Here is a 26572-nt window from a genome sequence, read left to right as displayed (position 1 = left end):
GCGCCAGCGCCAATCGCTTGCGGTGCCGTATAATCATGCAGCGAGGAGTAGTCGGATGACGAAGGTGGCGATCAACGGCTTCGGGCGCATCGGACGCCTGGTGGCGCGGGCGATCCTGGAGAAGCAGGACACGACGCTGGAGCTGGTGGCGATCAACGACCTCGCCGATGCGAAGGCCAATGCGTGGCTGTTCAGCCGCGACAGCGTTCACGGCCGCTACCCCGGCGATGTCCATGCCGAGGGCCAGGACCTGGTCGTCGACGGCAAGCGCATCCGCGTGACGGCCGAGCGCGATCCCGCCAACCTGCCGCACAAGGAACTGGGCGTCGAGCTGGTGCTGGAGTGCACCGGCTTCTTCACCGACCGCGACAGCTGCCAGAAGCACATCGACGCCGGCGCCAAGAAGGTGCTGATCTCCGCCCCCGGCAAGAACGTCGACCTGACCGTCGTCTACGGCGTCAACAACGACAAGCTGACCGCCGAGCACACCATCGTGTCGAACGCCAGCTGCACCACCAACTGCCTGGCGCCAGTCGCCAAGGTGCTGAACGATGCGATCGGCATCGAGCGCGGGCTGATGACGACGGTGCATGCCTATACCAATGACCAGAAGATCCTCGACCAGATCCACCCCGACCTGCGCCGCGCGCGCGCCGCGGCGATGAGCATCATCCCGACCACGACCGGCGCCGCGCGCGCGGTGGGCGAGGTGCTGCCCGAACTGAAGGGCAAGCTCGACGGGTCGGCGGTGCGCGTGCCGGTGCCGGACGGCAGCCTGGTCGACCTGACCTTCACGCCCAAGCGCGACACGACGCGCGAGGAAGTGAACCAGCTGCTGAAGGCTGCGGCCGAGAGCGGCCCGCTCGAAGGCGTGCTGGTCTATTCGGAGGATCCGCTGGTCTCGACCGACATCGTCCACACGCCCGCCTCGTCGACGGTCGACGGGCTGGAGACGGCGGTGATCGACGGCAAGCTGGTGCGTGTCGTCAGCTGGTACGACAATGAATGGGGCTTCTCGAACCGCATGGTCGACACCGCGACCGCGATGGCGAAGTTCCTTTAAGATGAAGGACCTGCGCCTGGATGCTGCGGTGACGTCCGCACCGTCCGGGCGGATCGGCGTACTGGCGGGGATCGCTCGCCATGCCTTTCCGAAGGCGCCGATGGAGCTGGTGGAGGCGGTCGAGGTGACGGTCGACGGCGGCATCCATGGCGACTTCCGCGGCGCGGTGAAGCCGGGTGGGCGCGGGCGGCGACAGGTGACGCTGATCGAACGCGGCGACTGGGACGCGGCGATGGCGGAGGTCGGCCATACCATTGCGTGGCAGGAGCGCCGGGCCAACCTGTTGGTCGACGGGCTGGATCTGCCGCAGGTGCCGGGCGTTCGCTTGCGCATCGGGCGCGACGTCGTCGTCGAAATCACCCGGGAAACCGACCCGTGCGAGCGGATGGAAGCGCTCGCGCCCGGATTGCGGGCGGCGCTGACGCCGGACTGGCGCGGTGGGGTGTGTACGCGCGTCCGTCAGGGTGGCCATATCGCCGTGGGCGATGAGATCAGGATCGAGGAAGCATGACCAAGCCGTTCAAGACGCTCGACGATATGGGCGACATCCAGGGCAAGCGCGTGCTGGTGCGCGAGGATCTGAACGTGCCGATGGCGGACGGCGCGGTTACCGACGCGACGCGGTTGCGCGCAACGGTGCCGACAGTGACCGAACTCGCCGACCGCGGCGGGATCGTGCTGGTGCTGGCACATTTCGGCCGCCCCAAGGGTCAGCCCAATCCAGACATGTCGCTGGCGATGGTGACCAAGCCCTATGAGGAGGTGCTGGGTCGTCCGGTGCGTTTCGTCGATTGGGAGGGTGCGGAGGCGGCGGTGGCCACGATGCAGCCCGGCGACATCGCCGTGCTCGAGAACAGCCGCTTCTCTGCCGGCGAAGAGAAGAACGACGCCGATGTCGTTGATCGCTTTGCGAAGCTCGGGGACCTATACGTCAACGACGCCTTCTCGGCGGCGCATCGCGCGCATGCCTCGACCGAGGGACTGGCGCGGCAGCTGCCGGCGTTCGCAGGGCGGGCGATGGAAGCGGAGCTCGACGCGCTGGAAAAGGCGCTGGGCAAACCCGAGCATCCGGTTGCGGCGGTGGTCGGCGGTGCCAAGGTGTCGACCAAACTAGACGTGTTGAAGCATCTGGTCGGCAAGGTCGATCATCTCATCATCGGTGGTGGCATGGCCAACACCTTCCTGGCCGCGCGCGGCGTCGATGTGGGCAAGTCGCTGTGCGAGCACGACCTGACCGGCACCGCCGACGAGATCATGGACGCGGCCGATCGCGCCGGCTGCACCGTCCACCTGCCGTATGACGTGGTGGTGGCCAAGGAGTTCAAGCCAAATCCGGCGACGCGCACCGTCAACGTCCACGAGGTGGCGGCGGACGAGATGATCCTCGACGTCGGTCCCGCCGCGACCGAGGCGCTGGCCGATGTGCTGAAGAATTGCCGGACGCTGGTGTGGAACGGGCCGATGGGCGCGTTCGAGACCCCGCCGTTCGAGGCGGCGACGGTCGCGCTGGCGAAGACCGCGGCGGCGCTGACCGCCGACGGCAGCCTGGTATCGGTGGCGGGCGGCGGCGACACCGTCGCGGCGCTCAACACCGCCGGCGTCGCCGACGCGTTCACCTTCGTCTCGACGGCGGGCGGCGCCTTCCTGGAATGGATGGAGGGCAAGGAGCTGCCCGGCGTCGCCGCGCTGTCACGATAATCGGGCTTCAATGAAAGAGCGGATGGTCCGGCCGCATTCGGGGAGAAGATGATGGTTTCGCAACATGATGTGATGATGGCGCAGATGGTCAGCGGCGCCGGTTTCATCGCCGCGCTCGACCAGAGCGGCGGTTCGACGCCGGGTGCGCTGAAGGCCTATGGCGTGGCGGAGGGCAGCTGGTCCTCCGACGCCGAAATGTACGAGCTGATCCACAAGATGCGGGTGCGGATCATCACCGCGCCCAGCTTCAACGGTGCCAAGGTATTGGCGGCGATCCTGTTCGAGAAGACGATGGATGGCCAGGCCGATGGCGTGCCGGTGCCGACCGCGCTGTGGAACCGCGGCGTGGTGCCGTTCCTGAAGATGGACAAGGGCCTGGAGGACGAGGCCGACGGCGTTCAGATGATGAAGCCGATGCCGGGCCTCGACGAGCTTCTGGCGCGCGCCAAGGGGCTTGGCGTGTTCGGCACCAAGATGCGCTCGGTGGTGAAGGGGGTGTCGCAGGGCGGCATCGCGCGGATCGTCGAACAGCAATTCCAGATCGGCGAGCAGATCATCGGCCACGGCCTGATGCCGATCCTGGAGCCCGAGGTCTCGCTGAAGATGGAAGGCCGCGCCGAGGCGGAGACGATCCTGCACGACGAGATCCTCAAGCATCTCGACGCGATGACCGGCGATCGCCGCGTCATGCTGAAGCTGACGATCCCGGCCGAGGCGGATCGCTATGCCGACCTGATCGGTCACCACCGCGTCGCGCGCGTCGTCGCGCTGTCGGGCGGCTATTCGCGCCCCGACGCCTGCGCGGCGCTGGCGAAGAACCACGGCATGATCGCGAGCTTCAGCCGCGCGTTGCTCGAGGATCTGCGCGACGGACAGAGCGACGAGGAGTTCGACCGCACGCTCGGTGCCGCGATCGACGAGATCTACACCGCCTCGACGGTCAAGAACTGATGGACGACGCTGCCCGGTCGGGGATCGGGCAGCGCTTCTCCTATCATCGCGCGGTCGCGCCGATGTTGTGGGTGCTGGTCCTGCTGGGATGCGGCGAGCTGGTCGTGGTACATCTGCTGCTGGCGCTGTGGCATCCGATGGTGGCGTTGGTCGTGTCGCTGCTCACGCTGCCAGCGCTTGTCTGGCTGGTGTTGGGCATTCGGGTGATGAAGCGGCGGCCGGTGCTGATCGACGGCGGGCGGCTGGTCATGCGGGTGGGCACGATCCGCTCGGTCGAGGTGCCGCTGGACCAGATCGCCGGGTTGCGGGAGGCGTGGACCGCCGCCGATCTCAAACGGCGGCAGGTGCTCAACCTGGCGCTGGTCGCCTATCCGAACGTCGTTGTCGACCTGGCCGGGCCGCTGTCGGGCAAGCGCGGGATCGTGGCGATCGCGCATCGGCTCGATGAACCGGTGGCTTTCGCCGCGGCGATCAAGCGGGTAGTCGCATCGGCATGACTGACGACCCGCTCGGCCCGCTCGATCCCGATTTCGCCGCCAACTTCACGCGCGACCTGTCGCGGCCGCCGTGCCAGCTGTACCTCGTCTCGCCGCTCGACGTGACCGGCGGTTTCGCCAACCGGCTGGCGCGGGCGCTCGACGCAGGGCCGGTCGCGGCGTTCCAGTTGCGCGTGAAGGACATCGACCAGCATCAGGCGGCGAAGCTGGCGGAGCCGCTGCAACGGATCTGCGCGGATCGTGAGGTCGCCTTCATCGTCAACGATTCGATCAGCCTCGCCAAGCGTCTCGGCGCCGACGGCGTCCACCTGGGCCAGGACGACGGCGATCCGCGCGAGGCGCGGGCCGAGCTGGGGCCGTCGGTGCAGATCGGCGTTACCTGCCACGACAGCCGCCACCTCGCGATGGAAGCGGGCGAGCGCGGCGCCGACTATGTCGCGTTTGGCAGCTTCTATCCGACGACGACCAAGGAGGTCAGCCATCATCCCGAGCCGGTCATCCTGTCCTGGTGGTCGGCGGTGTTCGAGCTGCCCTGCGTCGCGATCGGCGGGATCACGCCCGCCAATGCCGCGCCGCTGGTGAAGGCGGGTGCCGACTTCCTGGCGGTGAGCCATGCCGTCTGGGGTGGTGACGAGGCGGCGGCGGTGCGGGCATTCAACGACGTGATGGCTGCATAACCGCCGGATACTTGGCGCCGTTCGGCCGTTGATGCGCAAGCGTAACGGTAGAGGCTGACCCATGTTCTGGAAGACGAGTATCGCCGCCCTGACGATCGGCGCCGCGGCCTTGCCGGCGGCGGCTCAGAACCGGCCCGCTTCCCCGACGATCGATCGCTCGATCCTGCACGTTCAGGTGATCCTCGACCATCTCGGTTTCGGGCCGGGCATCCTCGACGGCAAGGGCGGCGCGTCGCTGGTGCGTGCGCTGAAGGGCTTCCAGGAGTCGCGCAACCTGCCGATCACCGGCAAGATCGATGCCGTGACGCTCAAGGCGCTCTATCCGTACCGGGCCATGCGCCCGACGGTGGTGGCGGCACTGACGCCGCTGGCGTTGGCGGGTCCGTATATCAATCCCTTGCCCAAGGACATGGAGGAGCAGTCTAAGCTGCCGTCGATCGCCTATCGCAATCCGATGGAGAAGCTGGCGGAGATGTTCCACACCACGCCGCAGGTTCTGCTGGCGCTCAATTCGCCACAGACGCGGCTCGCGCCGGGGGTGAAGGTGGTCTTTCCCAACGCGCTGCCGACCAGTCGCGCCTATGATCCCACGTTGCCCGATCACTGGCGCCAGACGCTCGACATGCTCAACGTCGATGCCAATCAGCCCAAGGCGGACCATATCGTCGTCGACAAATCCGACGGCACCTTGCGGGTACTGGACAAGCAGGATCGGCTGATCGCGCAATTCTCGGCGACGATGGGGTCCGAGCATGATCCGCTGCCGCTGGGGACGTGGAAGATCAACGGCGCGGATTACAACCCCAAGTTCCATTATAATCCGGCGCTATTTTGGGATGCCGACAAGAGCGACGATAAGGCGATGCTGCCGCCGGGGCCGAACGGGCCGGTCGGGGTGGTGTGGCTCGACCTGTCGAAGGAGCATTACGGTATCCATGGCACGCCCAATCCCGAGCTGATCGGTCGCAGCGAAAGCCATGGCTGCATCCGCCTGACCAACTGGGACGTGGCGCGGCTGGCGATGATGGTGAAGCCGGGCACCAAGGCGGTGTTCCAGGCCTGAGACGATGACGAAGCTTGGCTGGGGCATCCTGTCGGTCTTTCTGCTGATCGTGGCAGCCTTCGCGGCGACGACGCGGTTTGGGACGGCCGATCGGACGCGGGGCGGTGACCGGCCGGTCGCCGAGCCGCCGGTCGGCGAAGAGGGGCAGGCCGGCACCCTGGCAATACCGGTGCGCGGGGTGACGGAGGCTGCCCTGCAGGACAGCTGGAACGACGCGCGTGGGGGCGGCACGCGCGGGCATCACGGCACCGACATCATGGCCGCGGGCGGAACGCCGGTCACCGCGGCGGCGCCGGGACGCGTCGAGAAGCTGTTCGAGAGCAGCCTGGGCGGTACCACGCTCTATGTGCGTTCGCCCGACCGGCGCTGGATCTATTATTACGCGCATCTTGCCGGCTATGCCCCCGGCGTTCACGAGGGGCAGACGGTGCGAACGGGCGATCCGCTGGGCTTCGTCGGCGATTCGGGCGACGCCGGACCGGGCCATTACCACCTGCATTTCGGGGTGCAGCGGATGCAGCCCGGCGAGCGCTGGTGGGAGGGGCAGGACGTCAATCCCTACCCACTTCTTGCCGGAAAGCCCGCCAGCCGCTAGGAGCGCCGCACGGCGCGTGCCGGTCGCGCGCCACGGCTCTTTCCAACAGGTTCATCCCATGAAGATCAGCGGCGTGGACATCCGTCCCGGCAACATCATCGAGTACGAAGGCGGCATCTGGCGCGCGGTCAAGATCCAGCATACCCAGCCCGGCAAGGGCGGGGCCTATATGCAGGTCGAGCTGAAGAACCTGCGCGACGGCCGCAAGAACAACGTCCGCTTCCGCTCGGCCGAGACGGTCGAGCGCGTCCGCCTCGACACCAAGGATTTCCAGTTCCTGTTCGCCGAGGGCGACAACCTGGTCTTCATGGACAAGGAAACCTACGACCAGACGACGCTGCCGCGTGACCTGCTCGGCGATGCCGCCGCCTTCCTGCAGGACGGCATGGACGTCGTCATGGAGCTGTATGACGAGGAAGCGATCTCGGTGCAGCTGCCCGACACGATCGAGGCCACGATCGTCGAGGCCGACGCGGTGGTGAAGGGGCAGACCGCCTCGTCCAGCTACAAGCCCGCGGTGCTCGACAACGGCGTGCGGGTGATGGTGCCGCCGCATATCGCCAGCGGTACGCGGATCGTCGTCGACGTGTACGAGGGTACGTACGTCCGCCGCGCGGATTGATCTGACCTACTCCCCTCCCTGCAAGGGAGGGGCTGGGGGTGGGTGCGAGCGGAGCGAGCCGCGGCGTCCGCCACCAGCGTTGTCGCCGGTGCTCAAGCACCGGCACCCACCCCCGACCCCTCCCTTGCAGGGAGGGGAGGAGTCTTCGAATGCCTTCCCATTCCGGCCTCATCACCGTCATGGACCGTGCCGCGCGCAAGGCGGCGCCGCGGCTGCGTCGCGATTTCAACGAGGTCCAGCAGCTCCAGGTCAGCCGCAAGGGCCCGGCCGACTTCGTGTCGATGGCCGACAAGCGCGCCGAGCAGACGATCTTCGAGGAGCTGTCGAAGGCGCGGCCCGACTGGGGCCTGCTGATGGAGGAGCGCGGCGAGGTGGCGGGCGATCCGTCGAAGCCGCGGTTCATCGTCGATCCGCTCGACGGCACGACCAATTTCCTCCACGGCATCCCGCACTTCTCGATCTCGATCGCAGTGGAAGAGCCGATGCCGTCGGGCAAGCGCGAGATCACGACGGCACTGGTCTATCAGCCGCTGACCGACGAGAGCTTCTGGGCCGAGAAGGGCCGCGGCGCCTGGCTTCAGGACGCGCGGCTGCGCGTGTCGTCGCGGCGCGACCTGGCCGACAGCCTGATCGCGACGGGCATTCCGTTCCTTGGGCATGGCGACTTCGCGCAGTGGAGCCGGATCTTCGGTGCGGTGGCGCCGGAAGTGTCGGGTATCCGCCGATTGGGATCGGCGGCGCTCGACCTGGCCTGGGTCGCGGCGGGGCGCTTCGACGGTTTCTGGGAATCAGGGCTGAGCCTGTGGGACGCGGCGGCCGGGCTGCTGCTGGTCAAGGAAGCGGGCGGCTTCGTCACCGACTTCCGCGGTGCCGACCGTGCGATGGAGCGCGGCGAGTATCTCGCGGCGAACGACGGGTTGCATTCGAAGCTGCACAAGCTGGTGGCGAACGCGCTGCGGTGATTCTTTTCGTCCTCCTCCAGCAAGCTGGGGGAGGAGTGTTGCACACGATCGTTGCGAGTCATTCTCACGGGCTGCAACGCTTGCCCCGTGGCACCCTCGCGCTTAAAGCCGCCCCATTCCTTTCGCTCATGCGAGAAGCCCTTTGGTCGACCTGTCGCAATATCTGCCGATCCTCCTGTTCCTGGGGGTGGCGCTCGCCCTGTCGAGCGCGTTCGTGTTCCTGCCGATGCTGGTCGGGCGCCTGACCGGCGCGCACAAGCCCAACGAGCAGAAGCTGTCGGAATATGAGTGCGGCTTCCCCGCGTTCGAGGATCCGCGCAGCCAGTTTGACGTGCGCTTTTATCTCGTCGCCATCCTGTTCATCATCTTCGATCTCGAGGCGGCGTTCCTATATCCTTGGGCAGTCAGCGTGTTCTCGCTCGGCTGGACCGCGTGGATCTCCATGATGATCTTCATCGGCGAGCTCGCCCTCGGGCTCGTCTACGCCTGGAAGAAGGGCGCTCTGGATTGGGAATGATGATGAACGAAGGCCATTCCGGCCCCGTCGAGCTGCAGCGTAGCGCCGGTGCCGGCGCAGTGGTGCCGCCGGATCAGGGCTTTTTCGACAGCCTGAACGGCGAGCTTACCGACAAGGGCTTCCTGGTCACCTCGGCGGAAGACCTGTTCCAGTGGGCACGCACGGGCTCGCTGTGGTGGATGACGTTCGGCCTCGCCTGCTGCGCGGTCGAGATGATCCACGTGAACATGCCGCGCTACGACCTGGAGCGCTTCGGCGCCGCGCCGCGCGCGAGCCCACGCCAGTCGGACGTGATGATCGTCGCCGGCACGCTGTGCAACAAGATGGCGCCGGCGCTGCGCAAGGTCTACGACCAGATGTCGGAGCCCAAATACGTCATCTCAATGGGTAGCTGCGCCAACGGCGGCGGCTATTACCATTACAGCTATTCGGTGGTGCGGGGCTGCGACCGGATCGTGCCGGTTGACATCTACGTCCCCGGCTGTCCGCCGACCGCCGAGGCCCTGCTGTACGGGATCATGCAGCTGCAGCGGAAGATCCGTCGTTCGGGGAGCATCGAGCGATGAGAGCGCCGGCGCCTGCCTATGCGACGAACCTGAACGACGCGACCGTCGACGCGATCAACGCCGCGCTGGGCGGAGCGGTGATGGAGGCGCGGGTGCGCGTCGGCGAGGTCCAGCTCTTCGCCGAGCGCGACAGCATCGTCGAGACGCTGACGACGCTGCGCGATACGCCGGGTCTGGAATATCAGCAGCTGATGGAGATGGCCGGCGTCGACTATCCCGAGCGCCCCGAGCGCTTCGAGGTGGTCTATTGCCTGCTGTCGCTGACGCGCAACCATCGCATCCAGGTGCATGTCTCGACAGACGAGGTGAAGCCGGTGCCGTCGGTGACGGGCGTATGGCCGGTCGCCGGCTGGCTGGAGCGCGAGATCTACGACATGTACGGCGTGCTGTTCGCAGGTAACGCCGACCTGCGCCGGATCCTGACCGATTACGGTTTCCGCGGCCATCCGCAGCGCAAGGACTTCCCGCTGACGGGCTTCGTCGAGCTGCGCTATTCGGAAGAGGAGAAGCGCGTCGTCTATCAGCCGGTCAGCCTGGCGCAGGACTTCCGCACCTTCGACTTCACCAGTCCGTGGGAGGGCGCCGAATATGTCCTGCCGGGCGACGAGAAGGGCATGCTGCCGCAGGCCAAGGGCGCGCAGACGCCGCTGACCGCTGACCAGATCGCCAAGGCCGGCGCGGCGCAGAGCGTCGCGACGCCGCCGGCCGCCTCGAGCGAGGCCTATGGCAAGAAGGACGCGCAGAGCACCGCCGAGACCGGTGCGGGCAAGCCCGGCCCCGATGGCGGCGAGCCCAAGCCGGCCAACCCCGATGTCGTCCCCACCAAGGGCGGAGGGCAGAACCAGTGAGCGATACCGTCGTGACCGACACCGCCACGATCGACCCGTATGTCGACCAGCTGCTCGGCAAGACCGATGCGGCCGACCCGACGATCGGCGACGTCACCATCCAGAACTACACGATCAACTTCGGTCCGCAGCATCCCGCGGCGCACGGCGTGCTTCGGCTCGTCATGGAGCTGGACGGCGAGATCATCGAGCGGATCGATCCGCACGTCGGCCTGCTCCATCGCGGCACCGAGAAGCTGATCGAATACAAGACCTATGCGCAGGCGATCCCCTATTTCGATCGCCTCGACTATTGCTCGCCGGCGTGCATGGAGCACAGCTTCGTGTTGGCGATCGAGAAGCTGCTCGATCTCGAGGTGCCGATCCGCGCGCAATATCTGCGCGTATTCTTCGCCGAGCTGACGCGCATCTCGAATCACATGCTGAACCTCGGCAGCCACGTTATGGACGTTGGCGCGATGACGCCGAACCTGTGGATGTTCGAAATCCGCGAGGATTGCTACGGCTTCCTCGAGCGCGCGACCGGCGCGCGGATGCATCATAATTACTTCCGTCCCGGCGGCGTGCATCAGGACGTGCCGCTGAAGCTGCTGACCGATATCGCCGACTGGCTCGACACGCGGCTGCCGCGCCTGTTCGAGGACGCAATCAGCCTGGTCGCCGACAACCGCATCTTCAAGCAGCGCAACGTCGATATCGCGACGGTGAGCCGCGACGACGCGATCGCCTGGGGCTTCTCGGGCCCGATGATTCGCGCGGCGGGCATCCCCTGGGACATCCGCAAGTCGCAGCCCTACGACGTGTACGACCGCATGGACTTCGAGATCCCGGTCGGCACGCGCGGCGATTGCTACGATCGCTTCATGGTGCGCGTCGAGGAGGTCCGCCAGTCGGCGCGGATCATGAAGCAGTGCCTGGCCGAAATGCCCGAGGGGCCGATCGCCAGCCTCGACCGCAAGGTGGTGCCGCCCAAGCGCGCCGAGATGAAGCAGTCGATGGAAGCGCTGATCCATCACTTCAAGCTGTACACCGAGGGGTATCACGTGCCCGCCGGCGAGGTTTACGTCGCGACCGAAAGCCCCAAGGGCGAGTTCGGCGTGTTCCTGGTCGCCGACGGCACCAACAAGCCCTATCGCTGCAAGATCCGCCCGACCGCGTTCAGCCATCTCCAGGCGATGGACTTCATGAGCCGCGGCCACATGCTGGCGGACACGACAGCGATCCTGGGCGCGATGGATATCGTGTTCGGGGAGTGTGACCGGTGAGTGACGTCACCCCGGATCTGATCTACTCGGTGCTGCAGAAGCTGCAGTCCGACGTGTCGGAAATGAAGTTCGATATGCGCGACCTGAAGGTCCGCATGACGATGGTCGAAGAACATCTTGGCAGTTCGATCATCGCGATTTCCGGCGTGAACAGCCGGCTCGACCGCTTGAACGACCGCGTCGAGCGTATCGAAAACCGCCTAGACCTTACGGATCACGCCTAATGGCTGACACCCCCCAGATCCCCGACGAAACCGAGGTGCGCGCGCGCTGGGGTGCGTTCGCGTGGACGGACGAGAACAAGGCGAAGCGCGATGCCGTGCTGGCGCGCTACCCCAAGGGGCGCGAGCAGTCGGCGTCGATCCCGCTGCTCGATTTGGCGCAACGCCAGGTCGGGGCCGAGACCGACACGCAGGGCTGGCTGCCGGTGCCGGTGATCGAGTTCGTCGCGCGCGAGATCGGCGTGCCGTACATGCGCGTGTACGAGGTCGCGACCTTCTACACGATGTTCAACCTGGCGCCGGTCGGCCGCTACCACGTCCAGGTCTGCGGCACGACGCCGTGCATGCTGCGCGGGTCGGACGATGTGCTGGCGGCGTGCAAGAACAAGGGCCTTATCAAGGGCAAGACCACGCCCGACGGCCTGTTCACGCTGACCGAGGTCGAGTGCATGGGCAATTGCGCCTCGGCGCCGATGGTCCAGATCAACGACGATAACTTCGAGGATCTTTCCTACGACCGCACCGTCGCGCTGCTCGAGGCGCTGGAGCGGGGTGAGCATCCCAAGGCAGGGTCGCAGGAGCCGGGCCGTCATACCGTCGAGCCCTATGGCGGGCCGACGACGCTGACCGCGATGGTGAACGAGAACCACGATTACAGGCCCGAATGGGGCCAGACCGCGAACGCGGGAGCGGAGGCATGAGCGCCATCACGTCCCTGACCGACAAGGATCGGATTTTCACCAACCTCTACGGCTATCAGTCGTGGCGGCTCGATGCGGCGCGCGCGCGCGGCGATTGGGACAATACCAAGGCGCTGCTCGAGATCGGGCAGGACAAGATCATCGACACGATCAAGGCGTCGGGGCTGCGCGGGCGCGGCGGGGCGGGCTTCCCGACCGGCACCAAGTGGAGCTTCATGCCCAAGGAGCCGAAGCCCGATCGGCCGAACTTCCTGGTCATCAACGCCGACGAGTCCGAGCCGGGCTCGTGTAAGGATCGCGAGATCATCCGCCACGATCCGCACAAGCTGATCGAAGGCGCGCTCGTCGCCGGCTTCGCGATGCGGGCGCGGGCGGCGTATATCTACATCCGCGGCGAATATATCCGCGAGGCCGAGGTGCTGTTCGCGGCGGTGCAGGAGGCGTATGACGCTGGCCTGGTCGGCAAGAACGCCTGCGGTTCGGGCTACGACTTCGACGTGTTCGTCCACCGCGGCGCCGGCGCGTACATCTGCGGTGAAGAAACCGCGATGCTCGAGAGCCTGGAGGGCAAGAAGGGCCAGCCGCGGCTGAAGCCGCCGTTCCCGGCAGGGGCGGGGCTCTATGGCTGCCCGACGACGGTCAACAACGTCGAGAGCATCGCCGTCGCGCCGACGATCCTGCGCCGCGGTGCCGAGTGGTTCTCGAGCTTCGGCGCCGAGAACAACAAGGGCACCAAGCTGTTCCAGATCAGCGGCCATGTCGACAAGCCGACGGTGGTCGAGGAGGCGATGTCGATCAGCTTCCGCGAGTTGATCGAGAAGCATTGCGGCGGCATCCGTGGCGGCTGGGACAATCTGCTCGCGGTGATCCCGGGCGGGTCGTCGGTGCCGCTGGTGCCGGCGAAGGAGATCATCGACTGCCCGATGGACTTCGACGGGCTGAAGGGCGTCGGTTCCGGCCTAGGCACCGCGGCGGTCATCGTCATGGACAAGTCGACCGATATCGTCCGTGCGATCAGCCGCTTGAGCTACTTCTACAAGCACGAGAGCTGCGGCCAGTGCACGCCGTGCCGCGAAGGCACCGGCTGGATGTGGCGCGTGATGGAGCGGATGCGCACCGGCGAGGCCGAGATCGCCGAGATCGACATGCTCCAGCAGGTGACCAAGCAGGTCGAGGGTCACTCGATCTGCGCGCTCGGCGACGCTGCGGCGTGGCCGATCCAGGGTCTCATCAAGCATTTCCGGCCCGAGATGGAGCGTCGCATCCGCGAACGCGCCGGAACGATGGGCGGTGATCTCGCACCGATGCAGGAAGCGGCTGAGTAATGCCTAAGTTGAAAGTAGACGGGATCGAAGTCGAGGTGCCGCAGGGCGCCACGGTGCTTCAGGCGTGCGAGGCGGCGGGCAAGGAAATTCCGCGCTTCTGCTATCACGAGCGGCTGTCGATCGCCGGCAACTGCCGCATGTGCCTGGTCGAGGTGAAGCCCGGGCCGCCCAAGCCGCAGGCGTCGTGCGCGCTGCCGGCCGCGGACAATCAGGAAGTCTTCACCACCACGCCGATGGTGAAGCATGCCCGCGAGGGCATCATGGAATTCCTGCTGATCAACCACCCGCTCGACTGCCCGATCTGCGACCAGGGCGGCGAGTGCGACCTGCAGGACCAGTCGATCGCCTATGGCCGCGGCCATTCGCGCTTCGACGAGAATAAGCGCGCGGTCACCGACAAATATATGGGTCCGATCGTCAAGACGGTCATGACCCGGTGCATCCAGTGTACCCGCTGCATCCGGTTCGCCGAGGAAGTGTCGGGCGTGGAAGAGATCGGCGCGATCTATCGCGGCGAGAACATGCAGATCACCAGCTATCTCGAAAAGGCGGTGACGAGCGAGCTGTCGGGCAATGTCGTCGATCTGTGTCCGGTCGGTGCGCTGACCAGCAAGCCCTATTCGTTCGAGGCGCGGCCCTGGGAGCTGAAGAAGACGCTGACCATCGACGTGATGGACGCCGTCGGCACCAACATCCGCCTCGACAGCCGCGGCCGCCAGGTGCTGCGCTGCGTGCCGCGGATCAACGACGACGTGAACGAGGAGTGGGCGACCGACAAGACGCGCCACGCGATCGACGGACTGGTGCGCCGGCGTCTCGATCGCCCGTTCATCCGCAAGGACGGCAAGCTGGTCGCAGCGTCGTGGGACGAAGCGTTCCGCGCGATCGCTGCGGTCGATCACGGCGGCAGCGTCGCGGTGGTCGCGGGCGACCTGGTCGATTGCGAGACGATGTACGCCGCCAAGGCGCTGGCGCGTTCGCTGGGCTCGTCGCTGCTCGAAGGGCGGCAGACGGGGATGGACTATGACACGTCCAGCCTGGCGGCGGTGAATTTCAACACCACGATCGCGGGCGTCGAGCGCGCCGACGCGATCCTGCTGGTCGGCACAAACCTGCGCTGGGAAGCGCCGCTGGTGAACACCCGCATCCGCAAGGCGATCAAGAAGGGCGCTAAAGTCTTCGCGATCGGTCCCGAGGTCGACCTGACCTATCCGGTCGAATGGCTGGGCGACGACCTGTCGGTGCTCGGTAGCCTGCCCGACCAGGTGGGCGAGCTTTTCGGCAAGGCCGAGCGGCCGATGGTGATCGTCGGCGGTGCGGCGCTGAAGGGCGCGCACGGCGCGGCGCTGGAGCTGGTCGATAGTCTGAACCTCGTCCGCGATGGCTGGAACGGTTTCAACGTCGTCCATATGGCGGCGGCACGGATGGGCGGGCTGATGCTCGGGTACGCGCAGAAGGGCGGCATCGCCGACGTGCTGGGCGCGAAGCTGGGCTTCTTCCTGGGCGCCGACGAGGTCGACTACAGCCGCTTCGCCGGGTTCAAGGTGTTTATCGGCCACCACGGCGACAAGGGCGCGCATCACGCCGACGTGATCCTGCCGGGCGCCAGCTATGCCGAGAAGTCGGGTACCTGGGTCAACCTGGAAGGGCGCGTCCAGCGTGGCGAGCGTGCGGTATTCCCGCCGGGCGACGCGCGCGAGGACTGGGCGATCCTGCGCGCGCTGTCCGAGGTGATGGGCGCCAAGCTGCCGTTCGACAACCTGAACGGGTTGCGTGAGGCCATGTATGCCGAGGTGCCGGCGCTGCGCGAGCAGGGGCTGGTGTCGTTCGACTGGCAGGTGCCGGCGATCGGCGGCGGCGCGAACGGGCGCATCGAGCGCTATCCGATCGCCGACTTCTATCTGACCAACGCGATCTGCCGGGCGAGCCCGACGATGCAGCGCTGCTCGGCCGAGCTGATCCACGGCGAGGAATTCGCGGAGGCCGCGGAGTGACGAGTTTCTTCAACACCACGGTCGGGCTGCCCTATGGCTGGGCCTGGTTCCTGGCGACGATTGTCGGCATCCTCATCATCGCGCTGCCGCTGATGCTGGCGGTGGCGATGATCATCTACGCCGATCGCAAGATCTGGGCGGCGATGGCGCTGCGCCGTGGCCCCAACGTCGTCGGGCCGTTCGGCCTGCTCCAGTCGTTCGCCGATGGCCTGAAGGTGTTCCTGCAGGAGACGATCGTCCCCGCGGCGGCCAACCGCGGGCTGTTCCTGCTGGCGCCGATCATCACCTTCACCGTCGCACTGATCGTGTGGGCGGTGGTGCCGTTCCAGTCGGGCGTCGTGCTTGCCGACATCAACGTCGGACTGCTCTACGTGCTCGCGGCGTCGTCGCTCGGCGTCTACGGCATCATCCTGTCGGGCTGGGCGTCGAACTCCAAATATCCCTTCTACTCGGCGCTGCGTGCCGCCGCGCAGATGGTCAGCTACGAGGTCGCGATCGGCTTCGTGCTGATCTCGGTGGTGCTGTGGTCGGGGACGTTCAACCTGTCGGGCATCGTCATGGCGCAGAAGGGCCATGGCCTGGGCATCGTCAACGGCTTCTGGATCAACCCGCTGCTGTTCCCGATGGCGATCGTGTTCTTCATTTCGGCACTCGCCGAGACGCAGCGCGCGCCGTTCGACCTGACCGAGGCGGAGTCGGAGCTCGTTGCGGGCTACCAGACCGAGTACAGCTCGATGAGTTTCGCGCTCTTCTGGCTGGGCGAGTATGCCAACGTCATCCTGATGTGCGCGCTCAACGCGACGCTGTTCTGGGGTGGCTGGCTGCCGCCTATCGACTGGGCGCCGCTTTACGTCGTGCCGGGGATCATCTGGCTGTTCGCCAAGATGATGTTCTTCTTCTTCGTGTTCAGCTGGGTGAAGGCGACGGTCCCGCGCTATCGCTACGACCAGCTGATGCGGCTGGGGTGGAAGGTGTTCCTGCCGCTGTCGCTGTTCTGGGTGTTCCTGGTGTCGGGGTACCTGATGTATCAGCGGGTGCCGATGTGAACGAGACTCGTCGCTCGGCGCTCTGGCGCCGCGCGCTCGCGGGTGTGGTTGTCGGATTGACGGTCGTCGCCATCGACCGGGTTATGGGGTTTGGATCGTGACGGTAGGTCAACTCGTCAAGTCGTTCACCTTATGGGAATTCGTGAAGGCGCATGCCCTCACGCTGAAGTATTTCTTCAAGCCCAAGGCGACGATCAACTATCCCTTCGAGCGCAACCCGGTGAGCCCGCGGTTCCGCGGCGAGCATGCGCTGCGCCGCTATCCGAACGGCGAGGAGCGCTGCATCGCGTGCAAGCTGTGCGAGGCGGTGTGCCCGGCGCAGGCGATCACGATCGAGGCTGAGCCGCGCGACGACGGCAGCCGCCGCACGACGCGCTATGACATCGATATGACGAAGTGCATCTACTGCGGCCTGTGCCAGGAGGCGTGCCCCGTCGATGCGGTCGTCGAGGGGCCGAACTACGAGTTTTCTACCGAGACGCGCGAAGAGCTGATCTACGACAAGGCGAAGCTGCTCGACAACGGTGACCGCTGGGAGCGCACGATCGCGGCCAACCTTGCCGCCGATGCGCCATACCGTTAATGCCGCGCCACTCGATTCAGGGCTGAGGGGGCCGACACTACCGTGATCCAGGCCTTGGCCTTTTATCTGTTCGCGATCGTCGTGATCGTATCGGGCGCGATGACGATCTCGTCGCGCAACCCGGTGCACTCGGTGATGTGGCTCATCCTGGCGTTTTTCAACGCGGCGGGGCTGATGGTGATCGTCGGTGCCGAGTTCATCGCTATGCTGCTCGTCATCGTCTACGTCGGCGCGGTCGCCGTGCTGTTCCTCTTCGTCGTGATGATGCTTGACATTGAGGTCGCCAGCATTCGGGCGGGCGTCGCGCGCTATGCGGCGATCGGCCTGGCGCTGGCGGTGGCGCTGGCGGCGGAGATGATGATCGCGCTGGGCGCGTGGAGCGCCGGCAAGATCGACCTGACCCGCCGTATCGCGCCGGTCGATGCGACGGTGCCCAACATCCAGGCGATGGGGAACCTGCTCTACACGCGTTACCTGTTCGTGTTCGAGGGCGCCGGGCTGGTGCTGCTGGTCGCGATGATCGGCGCCATCGTCCTGACCCATCGCGATCGCAGCGGCGCGCGCTATCAGAATATCGCCCGCCAGAACGCGCGCCGTCCGCAGGACGCGACGCGCAACGTCAAGCCCGAGATCGGGCAGGGGGTTCAGCTGTGACCATCGGTCTCGTCCATTACCTGGTCGTCGCGGCAATCCTGTTCACCATGGGGGTGCTGGGCATCTTCGTGAACCGCAAGAACCTGATCGTCATCCTGATGGCGATCGAGCTGATCCTGCTGGCGGTGAACATCAACCTCGTCGCCTTCTCCGCCTATCTCCACGATCTGGTCGGGCAGGTGTTCGCGATGTTCGTGCTGACCGTCGCCGCGGGCGAGGCGGCGATCGGGCTCGCGATCCTCGTGATCTATTTCCGTGGCCGCGGCACCATCGCGGTCGACGACGCGAACCGGATGAAGGGGTAACCGGTGCATTCGATCCTCATCATCTGTTTCCTGCCGCTGCTGGCGGCGGCGATCGCGGGGCTTGGCAACAAGTCGATCGGCTTCGTGCCGGCCAAGGCGATCACCACAGGCGCACTGTTCGTCGCCTGCGCGTTGTCGTGGCCGATCTTCATCGGCTTCATGTCGGGCAGCCTGTCGGCGACGGTCGTCCCGGTCTTCACCTGGATCCAGTCAGGCGACATGAATGCCGCCTGGGCGCTGCGCGTCGATGCGCTGACCGCGGTCATGCTGGTCGTCGTGACCAGCGTCTCGGCGCTCGTCCATCTCTATAGCTGGGGCTATATGAGCGAGGACCCCGATCAGCCGCGGTTCTTCGCCTATCTGTCGCTGTTTACCTTCGCGATGCTGATGCTGGTAACGGCGAACAACCTGATCCAGATGTTCTTCGGTTGGGAAGGCGTGGGTCTCGCGTCGTACCTGCTGATCGGTTTCTGGTTCCGCAAGCCGAGCGCCAATGCCGCCGCGATCAAGGCGTTCGTCGTCAATCGCGTCGGCGACCTCGGCTTCATGCTCGGCATCTTCGCGACCTTCCTGGTGTTCGGCACGATTTCGATCCCCGAGATCCTGGCCTCGGCGCCGGGCATGGCGGGATCGACGATTGGCTTCCTTGGCCATCGCTACGATACGTTGACCGTGATCTGCCTGCTGCTGTTCGTCGGCGCGATGGGCAAGTCGGCACAGCTCGGGCTTCACACCTGGCTCCCTGACGCGATGGAGGGCCCGACCCCGGTGTCGGCGCTAATCCATGCGGCGACGATGGTGACCGCGGGCGTGTTCATGGTGTGTCGCCTGTCGCCGCTGTTCGACACCTCGCCGGTCGCGCTTCATGTCGTCGCCTCGATCGGCGCCGCGACCTGTCTGTTCGCCGCGACGTGCGGGCTGGTGCAGACCGACATCAAGCGCGTGATCGCCTATTCGACCTGCTCGCAGCTCGGTTACATGTTCTTCGCGGCGGGCGTCGGCGCCTATGGCGCGGCGATGTTCCACCTGTTCACCCACGCCTTCTTCAAGGCGCTGCTGTTCCTCGGTGCCGGCTCGGTCATCCATGCGATGCACCACGAGCAGGACATGCGCTATTATGGCGGCCTTCGGAAGGAGATCCCGGTCACCTTCTGGGCGATGATGATGGGCACGCTGGCGATCACCGGTGTGGGCATCCCGGGCGTCTACGGTCTACCGATGATCGGCTTCGCCGGCTTCTATTCGAAGGACGCGATCATCGAGGCGAGCTGGGCGGCGGGCGAGCCGGGCGTGTGGTTCGTCGGCGTCCTGGTCGCGGCGATCACCAGCTTCTATTCGTGGCGCTTGATGTTCCTGACCTTCTGGGGTCAGCCGCGCTGGGCCGCATCGGAGCATATTCAGCATGCGGTTCACGATGCGCACGGCCATGGGCACGACCACGCTCATGACCATGATCACGCGCATGCGCATGCCATGGCGCACGACGCGCATCACGCCAACGAGGCGCATGGCAACCCGGCGCATGCCGAGGATGGCGGCCATTCGCCGTCGGCGCATGGCGCGTCGCCGGACGAAGTGAAGGATGGCACCGGCGGCTATCATCCGCACGAAAGCCCGCTGCCGATCCTGATCCCGCTGATCGTCCTGTCGATCGGTGCGATCGCGGCGGGCTGGGCCTTCCACGCCTTCTTCATCGAGCCGTCGGCCGGCGAGGAATATTGGAAGGGTGCGCTCGCGTTCCACGAGCATCTGATGCACGCGATGCACGAGGTGCCGGTGCCGATCAAATTGTCGGCCTTCGTCGCGATGCTGCTCGGGCTCGGCACCGCCTGGTATGCCTATATCGTCAACACCCGCTTTCCGGCGGCGGTCGCGGACCAATTCAGCGTCCTTTACCGCTTCCTGCTCCACAAATGGTATTTCGACGAGCTCTATGACCTCCTCTTCGTCCGTCCTGCCTTCGCCATCGGCCGTCTGCTCTGGCACAAGGGCGACGAAGGCACGATCGATCGCTTCGGCCCCAACGGGTCGGCGTGGCTGGTCGCGGCGGGCAGCCGGCTCGCCGGCAAGCTGCAATCGGGTTATGTCTATACCTATGCATTCGTCATGCTGATCGGGCTCACCGCCGCGGTCACCTGGGCGATCGCGGGCTAAGGGGCGGGTCGATGGAGAATTTCCCGATCCTTTCGATCATGCTCGTCGTGCCGGCGCTGGCCGCCGCGGCGTGCCTGTTCCTGAGCGACGAGAATGCGCGCCGGCTGGCGCTGGCGGCCACGCTGGTTGACTTCGTTCTCGGCTGCGTGCTGTGGGCGGGTTATCAGATCGGCGGGCCGCAGTGGCAGTTCGTCGAATATGCGCCGGTGTTCGGTCGCTTTGCCTGGGCGCTGGGCATCGACGGCTTCGCGCTGCTGTTGATCATGCTCAGCGTGTTCCTGATGCCGATCTGCATCGGGGCGAGCTGGCGCTCGATCACGACGCGCGTGCCCGAATATATGGCGGCGTTCCTGTTCACCGAGGTGCTGATGATCGGCACCTTCGCGGCGCAGGACCTGTTCCTGTTCTATGTGTTCTTCGAAGCCGGCCTGATCCCGATGTACCTGATCATCGGCATCTGGGGTGGCGCGAACCGGATATACGCGTCGTATAAGTTCTTCCTCTACACGTTGCTCGGCTCGGTGCTGATGCTGATCGCCATGCTGTACATGGCGAACAAGGCGGGCACGACGTCGATCCCGGCGCTGATGGCGTACGACTTCCCGCCGCAGGCGCAGACGTGGCTGTGGCTGGCGTTCTTCGCTTCGTTCGCGGTCAAGATGCCGATGTGGCCGGTCCACACTTGGCTGCCCGACGCGCACGTCCAGGCGCCGACCGCGGGCTCGGTGATCCTGGCGGGCGTGCTGCTGAAGCTCGGCGGCTACGGCTTCCTGCGCTTCAGCTTGCCGATGCTGCCCGAGGCGTCGGGCCAGCTGACCTGGCTGGTGTTCGCGCTGTCGGCGGTGGCGGTGATCTACACAAGCCTCGTCGCGCTGGTGCAGAGCGACATGAAGAAGCTGATCGCCTATTCGTCGGTCGCGCACATGGCGATCGTGACGATCGGCCTGTTCGCGTTCAACCGGCAGGGGATCGAGGGCGCGATGATGGTGATGCTGGGCCATGGCCTGGTATCGGGCGCGCTGTTCCTGTGCGTGGGCGTGATCTATGATCGGCTGCACACGCGAGAGATTTCGCGTTACGGCGGGCTGGCGATCACGATGCCGCGCTACGCGCTGTTCTTCCTGCTATTCACGATGGCATCGGTCGGCCTGCCGGGGACGAGCAACTTCGTCGGCGAGCTGCTGGCGCTGATGGGGACGTACGAGCGCTCGACGCTGATCGCGCTGCTCTGCACCACCGGGATCATCCTGGGCGCCGCTTACATGCTCTACCTCTACCGCCGGATCGCGTTCGGCGAGGTGAAGTCCGAGGAAGTCGCCGCGATGCCCGACCTGTCGAGCCGCGAGCTGTGGCTGCTCGCCCCGATCGCCGTGGTCGTCCTGTGGATGGGCGTGTATCCCGAGAGCTTCCTGGCGCCGATGCGCAAGGACGTCGCGGTGCTGCTCGCCCGGATCGACCGTGCCGCCCCGCCGAGCGACAGCCAGCCGACGCCGGGTAAGCCGATTGCCGCCGCTGCCGCCACTCTCCACCACGCCGCTGCTACCGAGGGCGCGCACTGATGAGCTACGCCGCCAACCTTGCTATGACGCTGCCCGAGCTGGTACTCGGCCTCGGCGCGATCGCGCTGATGCTGGTCGCCGCCTGGGGCGGGCAGCAATCGACCCGCGCGGTGTCGATCGCCTCGGTCTTCGTTCTTGCCGGTGCCTGCGTGGCGCTGGCGGGGCCGGCATCGAGCGGCGGGGCCGCTTTCGACGGCCTCTATCGCGCCGATGCATTCGCGGCGTTCGCCAAGGTGCTGATCTACGTCGCCTCGGCGGTTGCGATCATCATGGCGCCCGACTTTTTCCGCCGGACGGCGGGTGACGACCTCAAGCCCGAATATCCGGTGCTGATCCTGCTGTCCGCCTGCGGCATGGGGATCATGGTGTCGGCGGCCGATCTGCTGACACTGTACGTCGGCCTCGAGCTGCAGAGCCTTGCGGCCTACGTCCTCGCCAGCTTCATGCGCCGCGATACACGCTCGGCGGAGGCGGGGCTGAAGTATTTTGTGCTCGGCGCACTGGCGAGCGGTATCCTGCTCTACGGCATCAGCCTGGTCTATGGCTTCACCGGCACGACGCTGTTCGACGGTATCGCCGGGGCCTATGCCGCGACGCCGATGAGCGGCGAGGCGAAGTCGCTCGGCCTGCTCTTCGGGCTGGTGTTCATCTTCGCCGGCCTCGCGTTCAAGCTGGCGGCGGTGCCGTTCCACATGTGGACGCCCGACGTGTACCAGGGCGCACCGACCCCGGTCACCGCCTTCTTCGCCTCTGCGCCGAAGGTGGCCGCGATCGGCCTCGCCACCCGCGTGGCGATCGAGGCGATGGGATCGGCCACCGACCAGTGGCGCCAGATCGTGATCTTCGCGGCGCTCGCTTCGATCGTCCTCGGCGCGGTGGCGGCGATCGGGCAGAGCAACGTCAAGCGGCTGCTCGCCTATTCGTCGATCAACAACGTCGGCTTCGCGCTCGTTGGCCTTGCCTGCGGAACGCCCGAGGGCGTGTCGGGCGTGCTGACCTATATGGTCATTTACATCGTGATGACGCTGGGATCGTTCCTGGTCGTGCTGCAGATGCGCGACGAGACGGGCGAGCCGGTCGAGAGCATCGCCAGCCTGTCGGGCCTGTCGCGGACGCGCCCGGGCCTGGCGGCGGCACTGGCGATCTTCATGTTCAGCCTGGCGGGCATCCCGCCGCTGTTCGGCTTCTGGGCCAAGTTTGCGGTGTTCGATGCGGCGGTGAAGGCGGGGCTGTTCCCGCTCGCCGCGGTCGGTATCGCCGCCTCGGTGATCGGTGCCTATTATTACCTGCGCATCGTCAAGACGATGTACTTCGACGATCCGGCACCCGCGTTCCCGCGCAGCGAGAATAAGGTCGAGGGCGGGCTGATCGCGCTGTCGGCGGTGTTTGTGTCACCGCTCGGCTATCTGCTGATTCCGGCGCTTGGCGTCTGGACGACGGCGGCGGCGAAGGCGCTGTTCTGACGCGGATTGTTTCGGTCGAGGAAACGGGATCGACCAACGCCGACCTGTTGGCGTTGGCGCGAACCGGTGCCGAGGAGGCACTGTGGCTGAGCGCAGCCCGGCAGACGCAGGGGCGCGGTCGCCAGGGCCGGGCCTGGAGTTCGCCCGCGGGCAACGTCTCCGCAAGCACGCTGGTGCGTTTGCGGCCGAGCGATCCGCCCGCGCCGACGCTGGCGCTGGTGGCCGCGGTAAGCGTCGGCGATGTCGTCGGGACCTTCCTCCGTTCTGCTCCCGGCGGTAGCGATGGGTTGGCGATCAAATGGCCCAACGACCTGCTGCTCCACGGCGCAAAGCTTGCCGGCATCCTGCTGGAGCGAGCCGATGATGCGATCGTGATCGGGATCGGCGTCAACCTGGCGCAGCATCCCGCGCTGTCCGATCGGCCGACGACCAGCCTTGCCGCTCACGATGTCGGCGTCGATCCAGCCGTGTTCGTCGAGACGCTGGCCGAGGCTTTCGCGCGGTGGCTCCAGCGCTGGCGCTGGGAGGGGCTTGCGCCGATACGCGACCGCTGGCTCGCGATGGCGCATCCGATCGGCACCGCGCTGACGGCGCGATTGCCCGATGGCCAGGCGATCGACGCCCTGTTCGACGGGCTCGACCACGATGGCGCGCTGATCCTTCGCTTGGCGGGCGGCGAGCGGCGTGTCATTCACGCCGGCGACGTGTTCCTGATCTGACAAGGACGGCAGATGCTGCTCGCGATCGATGCCGGTAACACCAATGTGGTCTTCGCGCTCGTCGACGACAGCCGCGCCATCCGCGGCCGCTGGCGCATCGCGACCGATCCGCGGCGCACGGCGGACGAATATGCCGTGTGGCTCGTCCAGCTGCTGGCGCTGGAGGGGTTCGAGCGATCGGACGTGACCGGCGTCATCGTCGCGACGGTCGTGCCGCGGGCACTGCACAACCTCCAGGTACTGGCGCAGAAATATTTCGGCACCGACGCGCTGATCGCCGGGCGAGCGCCGGTCGAGTGGCGCATGGCGCTCGACGTCGACGAGCCGCAGAGCCTGGGCGCCGATCGCGCCGTCAACACGATCGCGGCGCATGCGCTGCATCCCGGCGACCTGATCGTCATCGATTTCGGCACCGCGACGACCTTCGACGTCAGCGACTTCCAGGGGGCCTACAAGGGCGGGATCATCGCGCCGGGGATCAACCTGTCGCTCGACGCACTGGTCACGGCGGCGGCCAAGCTGCCACGCATCGCGATCGAGGCGCCGGCGACGCCCAGCGTCGTCGGGCGCAACACCGTCGATCAGATGCACATCGGCATCTATTGGGGCTATATCGCGATGATCGAGGGGCTCGTCGCGCGCTTGAAACGCGAGGTCGGGCGGCCAGTGACGGTGATCGCGACGGGGGGCCTGGCGACGCTGTTCGAACAGCACACCGATGCCTTCGATATCATCGAGCCCGATCTGACGATCCAGGGACTGGCGATCATGCACGATCGAGCCCATATGATGCCGTGACTTTTTCGCGGACGCCGGGGCCATTGCGAGCGCCTCGCCCGCTTCCCACACGATCCCGATCGAACGGGACCAAAGGAATTCCATGACGACACCCAAGAACGACGAACTTCTCTTCTGCGCCCTCGGTGGCTCGGGAGAGATCGGCATGAACGTCAACCTGTACGGCCATGCCGGCCGCTGGCTGATGGTCGATTGCGGCATCACCTTCGCCGATCCCGCCTATCCGGGCATCGACGTGATCCTGCCCGACCTCGCCTTCATCGAGGATCGGCGCGACGCGCTGGCCGGCATCGTCATCACCCATGGTCACGAGGACCATATCGGCGCGCTGCCCTATCTGGCCGAGGACCTGGGCGTTCCCATCTATGCCTCGCCGTTCGCAGCCGGGCTGATCCGCGGCAAGCTGGAGGAAGAGGGTAACGCCAGCCGCGTCACGCTGCGCGTGGTGCAGCCGGGCGAGCGCTTCGAGGTCGGGCCGTTCGCGGTGACGATGGTCGAGCTCGCCCACTCGATCCCGCAGCCCAACGCGCTGCTGGTCGAGACCAAGTCGGGCCGCGTGTTCCACACCGGCGACTGGAAGCTCGATCCCGATCCAGTGATCGGCAAGCCGTCGAGCGCCGAGGCACTGACCGCGATCGGTGACAAGGGCGTCGACGTACTGGTGTGCGATTCGACCAACGTCTTCAATCTCGAAGCATCGGGTAGCGAGTCGAGCGTCCGCCGCGGGCTGGCCGAGACGATCGCGAAGGCCCGGGGGCGCGTTGTCGTGACCACCTTCGCCTCGAACGCCGCGCGGCTGCAGACACTGGCCGATGTCGCCGCGGAGACGGGGCGCAAGCTGTGCGTCACCGGCCGGTCGCTCGATCGGATCATCCGCGTTGCTAAGGCGTGCGGCTATTTCAAGAATTTCCCGGAGCCGCTCGATCCCGAGGCGGCGATGCGGCTGCCGCGCAACAAGTTGCTGGTCGTCGCGACCGGCGGCCAGGGCGAGCCGCGCGCGGCACTGGCGCGGATCGCAGAGGGTACGCACCCCATCGCGCTGGAATCGGGCGATACGGTGATCTTCTCGTCGAAGCAGATCCCCGGCAACGAGGTCGCGATCGGCCGCATCCAGAATATCCTGGCAAGCCGCGGCGTCGAGATGGTCACCGAGCGTCAGGCGCATGTCCACGTGTCGGGTCACCCGGGCCGACCGGAACTGGCGCAGATGTACAAATGGATCCGACCGACGACGCTGCTGCCTGTCCATGGCGAGATGCGCCATCTGATGGAGCAGGCACGGTTCAGCCTGGCGGAAGGCATCGAGCGGACGCTGGTGCAGACCGACGGCACGCTCGTTCGCCTCGCCCCGGGGCCGGCGGAAAAGATCGGCCATGTCGAGGTCGGGCGGCTGGTGCTCGACGGCGATGTGATCCTGCCGGCCGACGGCACGACGATCAACGAACGGCGCAAGCTGGCGTTGAACGGCCAGATCTCGGTCGCGATCGCGCGACGCGGCGGCAAGCTGGTCGGATCGCCGCAGGTGCGGGTCAACGGCGTGCCGGTCGAGGAAGACCGTGCGACGTTCATCGAGGAAGCCGCCGAGGCTGCTGCCGAGGTGATGCGTCAGCCGCCGCGCGATACCGACAAGCTGCGCGAGGCATTGCGGCTGGCAGTACGGCGGACGGCGACACGCTGGACCGGCAAGAAGCCGGTCGTCGACGTGCTGCTGATCGACGCGTGAGCT

At 66.4% G+C, this 26572-nt stretch carries 28 protein-coding genes; all 28 read left to right on the top strand.

Annotated features, from left to right (window positions below; genetic code table 11):
* Positions 1 to 55 precede the first annotated feature (55 nt).
* The 28 genes from gap to GGQ80_RS15520 all read left to right on the top strand — a co-directional run bounded on the left by gap (position 56) and on the right by GGQ80_RS15520 (position 26569).
* Complete coding sequence (gene gap, locus GGQ80_RS15655) at positions 56 to 1063, top strand: type I glyceraldehyde-3-phosphate dehydrogenase (protein ID WP_183986547.1); 1008 nt, start codon at positions 56 to 58, stop codon at positions 1061 to 1063.
* 1 nt (position 1064) lies between these two features.
* Positions 1065 to 1574, top strand: coding sequence for an MOSC domain-containing protein (locus GGQ80_RS15650; protein WP_425506073.1), 510 nt, complete (start codon positions 1065 to 1067; stop codon positions 1572 to 1574).
* Entirely contained in the window at positions 1571 to 2761 is a 1191-nt protein-coding gene (locus GGQ80_RS15645) for a phosphoglycerate kinase (RefSeq protein ID WP_183986545.1), read from the top strand. Before GGQ80_RS15650 ends, GGQ80_RS15645 begins: the two co-directional genes overlap by 4 nt.
* A 48-nt stretch (positions 2762 to 2809) precedes the next feature.
* Positions 2810 to 3712 (top strand): fructose bisphosphate aldolase, encoded by a 903-nt coding sequence (locus tag GGQ80_RS15640; RefSeq protein WP_183986543.1) that lies wholly within the window; start codon positions 2810 to 2812, stop codon positions 3710 to 3712.
* The gene (locus tag GGQ80_RS15635; RefSeq protein WP_183986541.1) at positions 3712 to 4209 is read left to right on the top strand and encodes a hypothetical protein; all 498 of its coding nucleotides are present in this window, start codon (positions 3712 to 3714) and stop codon (positions 4207 to 4209) included. The genes GGQ80_RS15640 and GGQ80_RS15635 overlap by 1 nt, the downstream gene beginning before the upstream one ends.
* A complete protein-coding gene (thiE, locus tag GGQ80_RS15630) occupies positions 4206 to 4886 on the top strand; it encodes a thiamine phosphate synthase (protein WP_183986539.1) in 681 nt (226 codons plus the stop codon). Before GGQ80_RS15635 ends, thiE begins: the two co-directional genes overlap by 4 nt.
* A gap of 61 nt (positions 4887 to 4947) precedes the next feature.
* Entirely contained in the window at positions 4948 to 5949 is a 1002-nt protein-coding gene (locus tag GGQ80_RS15625) for a L,D-transpeptidase family protein (RefSeq protein WP_183986537.1), read from the top strand.
* 4 nt (positions 5950 to 5953) lie between these two features.
* Positions 5954 to 6544, top strand: coding sequence for a M23 family metallopeptidase (locus tag GGQ80_RS15620; RefSeq protein WP_183986535.1), 591 nt, complete (start codon positions 5954 to 5956; stop codon positions 6542 to 6544).
* A 58-nt stretch (positions 6545 to 6602) separates the two neighbouring features.
* Positions 6603 to 7166, top strand: coding sequence for an elongation factor P (efp, locus tag GGQ80_RS15615; protein ID WP_183986533.1), 564 nt, complete (start codon positions 6603 to 6605; stop codon positions 7164 to 7166).
* A 149-nt stretch (positions 7167 to 7315) separates the two neighbouring features.
* Complete coding sequence (locus GGQ80_RS15610; protein ID WP_183986531.1) at positions 7316 to 8128, top strand: inositol monophosphatase family protein; 813 nt, start codon at positions 7316 to 7318, stop codon at positions 8126 to 8128.
* Between the two features lie 142 nt (positions 8129 to 8270).
* Positions 8271 to 8645: an NADH-quinone oxidoreductase subunit A gene (locus tag GGQ80_RS15605; protein WP_183986529.1), complete on the top strand. Its 375-nt coding sequence runs from the start codon at positions 8271 to 8273 to the stop codon at positions 8643 to 8645.
* A 2-nt stretch (positions 8646 to 8647) separates the two neighbouring features.
* Positions 8648 to 9211 carry a NuoB/complex I 20 kDa subunit family protein gene (locus GGQ80_RS15600; RefSeq protein ID WP_183986636.1) on the top strand — a complete coding sequence of 188 codons (564 nt, stop codon included), beginning with the start codon at positions 8648 to 8650 and terminating at the stop codon, positions 9209 to 9211.
* Positions 9208 to 10059, top strand: coding sequence for an NADH-quinone oxidoreductase subunit C (locus GGQ80_RS15595; protein ID WP_183986527.1), 852 nt, complete (start codon positions 9208 to 9210; stop codon positions 10057 to 10059). Before GGQ80_RS15600 ends, GGQ80_RS15595 begins: the two co-directional genes overlap by 4 nt.
* Before the next feature lie 50 nt (positions 10060 to 10109).
* Positions 10110 to 11324 (top strand): NADH-quinone oxidoreductase subunit D, encoded by a 1215-nt coding sequence (locus tag GGQ80_RS15590; protein ID WP_221364448.1) that lies wholly within the window; start codon positions 10110 to 10112, stop codon positions 11322 to 11324.
* Entirely contained in the window at positions 11321 to 11548 is a 228-nt protein-coding gene (locus GGQ80_RS15585; RefSeq protein WP_183986525.1) for a hypothetical protein, read from the top strand. Before GGQ80_RS15590 ends, GGQ80_RS15585 begins: the two co-directional genes overlap by 4 nt.
* The gene (locus GGQ80_RS15580; protein ID WP_183986523.1) at positions 11548 to 12246 is read left to right on the top strand and encodes a complex I 24 kDa subunit family protein; all 699 of its coding nucleotides are present in this window, start codon (positions 11548 to 11550) and stop codon (positions 12244 to 12246) included. The genes GGQ80_RS15585 and GGQ80_RS15580 overlap by 1 nt, the downstream gene beginning before the upstream one ends.
* Positions 12243 to 13571, top strand: a complete 1329-nt coding sequence (gene nuoF / locus GGQ80_RS15575) for an NADH-quinone oxidoreductase subunit NuoF (RefSeq protein ID WP_183986521.1) — start codon at positions 12243 to 12245, stop codon at positions 13569 to 13571. The genes GGQ80_RS15580 and nuoF overlap by 4 nt, the downstream gene beginning before the upstream one ends.
* Complete coding sequence (gene nuoG / locus GGQ80_RS15570) at positions 13571 to 15565, top strand: NADH-quinone oxidoreductase subunit NuoG (protein WP_183986519.1); 1995 nt, start codon at positions 13571 to 13573, stop codon at positions 15563 to 15565. Before nuoF ends, nuoG begins: the two co-directional genes overlap by 1 nt.
* Positions 15562 to 16611 (top strand): NADH-quinone oxidoreductase subunit NuoH, encoded by a 1050-nt coding sequence (gene nuoH, locus GGQ80_RS15565; RefSeq protein ID WP_183986518.1) that lies wholly within the window; start codon positions 15562 to 15564, stop codon positions 16609 to 16611. Before nuoG ends, nuoH begins: the two co-directional genes overlap by 4 nt.
* Before the next feature lie 94 nt (positions 16612 to 16705).
* Complete coding sequence (gene nuoI, locus GGQ80_RS15560; RefSeq protein WP_183986632.1) at positions 16706 to 17194, top strand: NADH-quinone oxidoreductase subunit NuoI; 489 nt, start codon at positions 16706 to 16708, stop codon at positions 17192 to 17194.
* Positions 17195 to 17236: 42 nt separating this feature from the next.
* Positions 17237 to 17848, top strand: a complete 612-nt coding sequence (locus tag GGQ80_RS15555; RefSeq protein WP_183986516.1) for an NADH-quinone oxidoreductase subunit J — start codon at positions 17237 to 17239, stop codon at positions 17846 to 17848.
* Positions 17845 to 18153: an NADH-quinone oxidoreductase subunit NuoK gene (gene nuoK / locus GGQ80_RS15550; protein ID WP_425506072.1), complete on the top strand. Its 309-nt coding sequence runs from the start codon at positions 17845 to 17847 to the stop codon at positions 18151 to 18153. The genes GGQ80_RS15555 and nuoK overlap by 4 nt, the downstream gene beginning before the upstream one ends.
* Positions 18154 to 18156: 3 nt before the next feature.
* Positions 18157 to 20307 carry an NADH-quinone oxidoreductase subunit L gene (nuoL, locus tag GGQ80_RS15545; protein ID WP_183986514.1) on the top strand — a complete coding sequence of 717 codons (2151 nt, stop codon included), beginning with the start codon at positions 18157 to 18159 and terminating at the stop codon, positions 20305 to 20307.
* Positions 20308 to 20318: 11 nt separating this feature from the next.
* The gene (locus GGQ80_RS15540) at positions 20319 to 21866 is read left to right on the top strand and encodes an NADH-quinone oxidoreductase subunit M (protein WP_183986512.1); all 1548 of its coding nucleotides are present in this window, start codon (positions 20319 to 20321) and stop codon (positions 21864 to 21866) included.
* Positions 21866 to 23329 carry an NADH-quinone oxidoreductase subunit NuoN gene (gene nuoN / locus GGQ80_RS15535; protein WP_183986510.1) on the top strand — a complete coding sequence of 488 codons (1464 nt, stop codon included), beginning with the start codon at positions 21866 to 21868 and terminating at the stop codon, positions 23327 to 23329. Before GGQ80_RS15540 ends, nuoN begins: the two co-directional genes overlap by 1 nt.
* 44 nt (positions 23330 to 23373) lie before the next feature.
* On the top strand, positions 23374 to 24048 hold the full coding sequence (locus GGQ80_RS15530) for a biotin--[acetyl-CoA-carboxylase] ligase (RefSeq protein WP_246347147.1): 675 nt from the start codon (positions 23374 to 23376) through the stop codon (positions 24046 to 24048).
* Between the two features lie 12 nt (positions 24049 to 24060).
* The gene (locus GGQ80_RS15525; RefSeq protein WP_183986509.1) at positions 24061 to 24846 is read left to right on the top strand and encodes a type III pantothenate kinase; all 786 of its coding nucleotides are present in this window, start codon (positions 24061 to 24063) and stop codon (positions 24844 to 24846) included.
* Positions 24847 to 24928: 82 nt separating this feature from the next.
* Positions 24929 to 26569 (top strand): ribonuclease J, encoded by a 1641-nt coding sequence (locus GGQ80_RS15520; RefSeq protein ID WP_183986507.1) that lies wholly within the window; start codon positions 24929 to 24931, stop codon positions 26567 to 26569.
* Positions 26570 to 26572 lie beyond the last annotated feature (3 nt).

Origin of the sequence: Sphingomonas jinjuensis (assembly GCF_014197105.1) — a bacterium.
In the GTDB taxonomy this organism is placed as follows: domain Bacteria; phylum Pseudomonadota; class Alphaproteobacteria; order Sphingomonadales; family Sphingomonadaceae; genus Sphingomonas; species Sphingomonas jinjuensis.
This window is presented reverse-complemented; position numbering and strand designations above follow the sequence as displayed.

Bases quoted from the DNA above. Each gene is read 5' to 3' on its own strand.
- efp (WP_183986533.1), top strand. From the start codon at position 6,603: ATGAAGATCAGCGGCGTGGACATCCGTCCCGGCAACATCATCGAGTAC.
- GGQ80_RS15600 (WP_183986636.1), top strand. From the start codon at position 8,648: ATGAACGAAGGCCATTCCGGCCCCGTCGAGCTGCAGCGTAGCGCCGGT.
- GGQ80_RS15595 (WP_183986527.1), top strand. From the start codon at position 9,208: ATGAGAGCGCCGGCGCCTGCCTATGCGACGAACCTGAACGACGCGACC.
- GGQ80_RS15645 (WP_183986545.1), top strand. From the start codon at position 1,571: ATGACCAAGCCGTTCAAGACGCTCGACGATATGGGCGACATCCAGGGC.
- GGQ80_RS15640 (WP_183986543.1), top strand. From the start codon at position 2,810: ATGATGGTTTCGCAACATGATGTGATGATGGCGCAGATGGTCAGCGGC.
- GGQ80_RS15520 (WP_183986507.1), top strand. From the start codon at position 24,929: ATGACGACACCCAAGAACGACGAACTTCTCTTCTGCGCCCTCGGTGGC.
- GGQ80_RS15650 (WP_425506073.1), top strand. From the start codon at position 1,065: ATGAAGGACCTGCGCCTGGATGCTGCGGTGACGTCCGCACCGTCCGGG.
- GGQ80_RS15525 (WP_183986509.1), top strand. From the start codon at position 24,061: ATGCTGCTCGCGATCGATGCCGGTAACACCAATGTGGTCTTCGCGCTC.
- nuoG (WP_183986519.1), top strand. From the start codon at position 13,571: ATGCCTAAGTTGAAAGTAGACGGGATCGAAGTCGAGGTGCCGCAGGGC.
- GGQ80_RS15540 (WP_183986512.1), top strand. From the start codon at position 20,319: ATGGAGAATTTCCCGATCCTTTCGATCATGCTCGTCGTGCCGGCGCTG.
- GGQ80_RS15610 (WP_183986531.1), top strand. From the start codon at position 7,316: ATGCCTTCCCATTCCGGCCTCATCACCGTCATGGACCGTGCCGCGCGC.
- GGQ80_RS15620 (WP_183986535.1), top strand. From the start codon at position 5,954: ATGACGAAGCTTGGCTGGGGCATCCTGTCGGTCTTTCTGCTGATCGTG.
- gap (WP_183986547.1), top strand. From the start codon at position 56: ATGACGAAGGTGGCGATCAACGGCTTCGGGCGCATCGGACGCCTGGTG.
- GGQ80_RS15625 (WP_183986537.1), top strand. From the start codon at position 4,948: ATGTTCTGGAAGACGAGTATCGCCGCCCTGACGATCGGCGCCGCGGCC.
- GGQ80_RS15580 (WP_183986523.1), top strand. From the start codon at position 11,548: ATGGCTGACACCCCCCAGATCCCCGACGAAACCGAGGTGCGCGCGCGC.
- nuoF (WP_183986521.1), top strand. From the start codon at position 12,243: ATGAGCGCCATCACGTCCCTGACCGACAAGGATCGGATTTTCACCAAC.
- GGQ80_RS15635 (WP_183986541.1), top strand. From the start codon at position 3,712: ATGGACGACGCTGCCCGGTCGGGGATCGGGCAGCGCTTCTCCTATCAT.
- thiE (WP_183986539.1), top strand. From the start codon at position 4,206: ATGACTGACGACCCGCTCGGCCCGCTCGATCCCGATTTCGCCGCCAAC.
- nuoN (WP_183986510.1), top strand. From the start codon at position 21,866: ATGAGCTACGCCGCCAACCTTGCTATGACGCTGCCCGAGCTGGTACTC.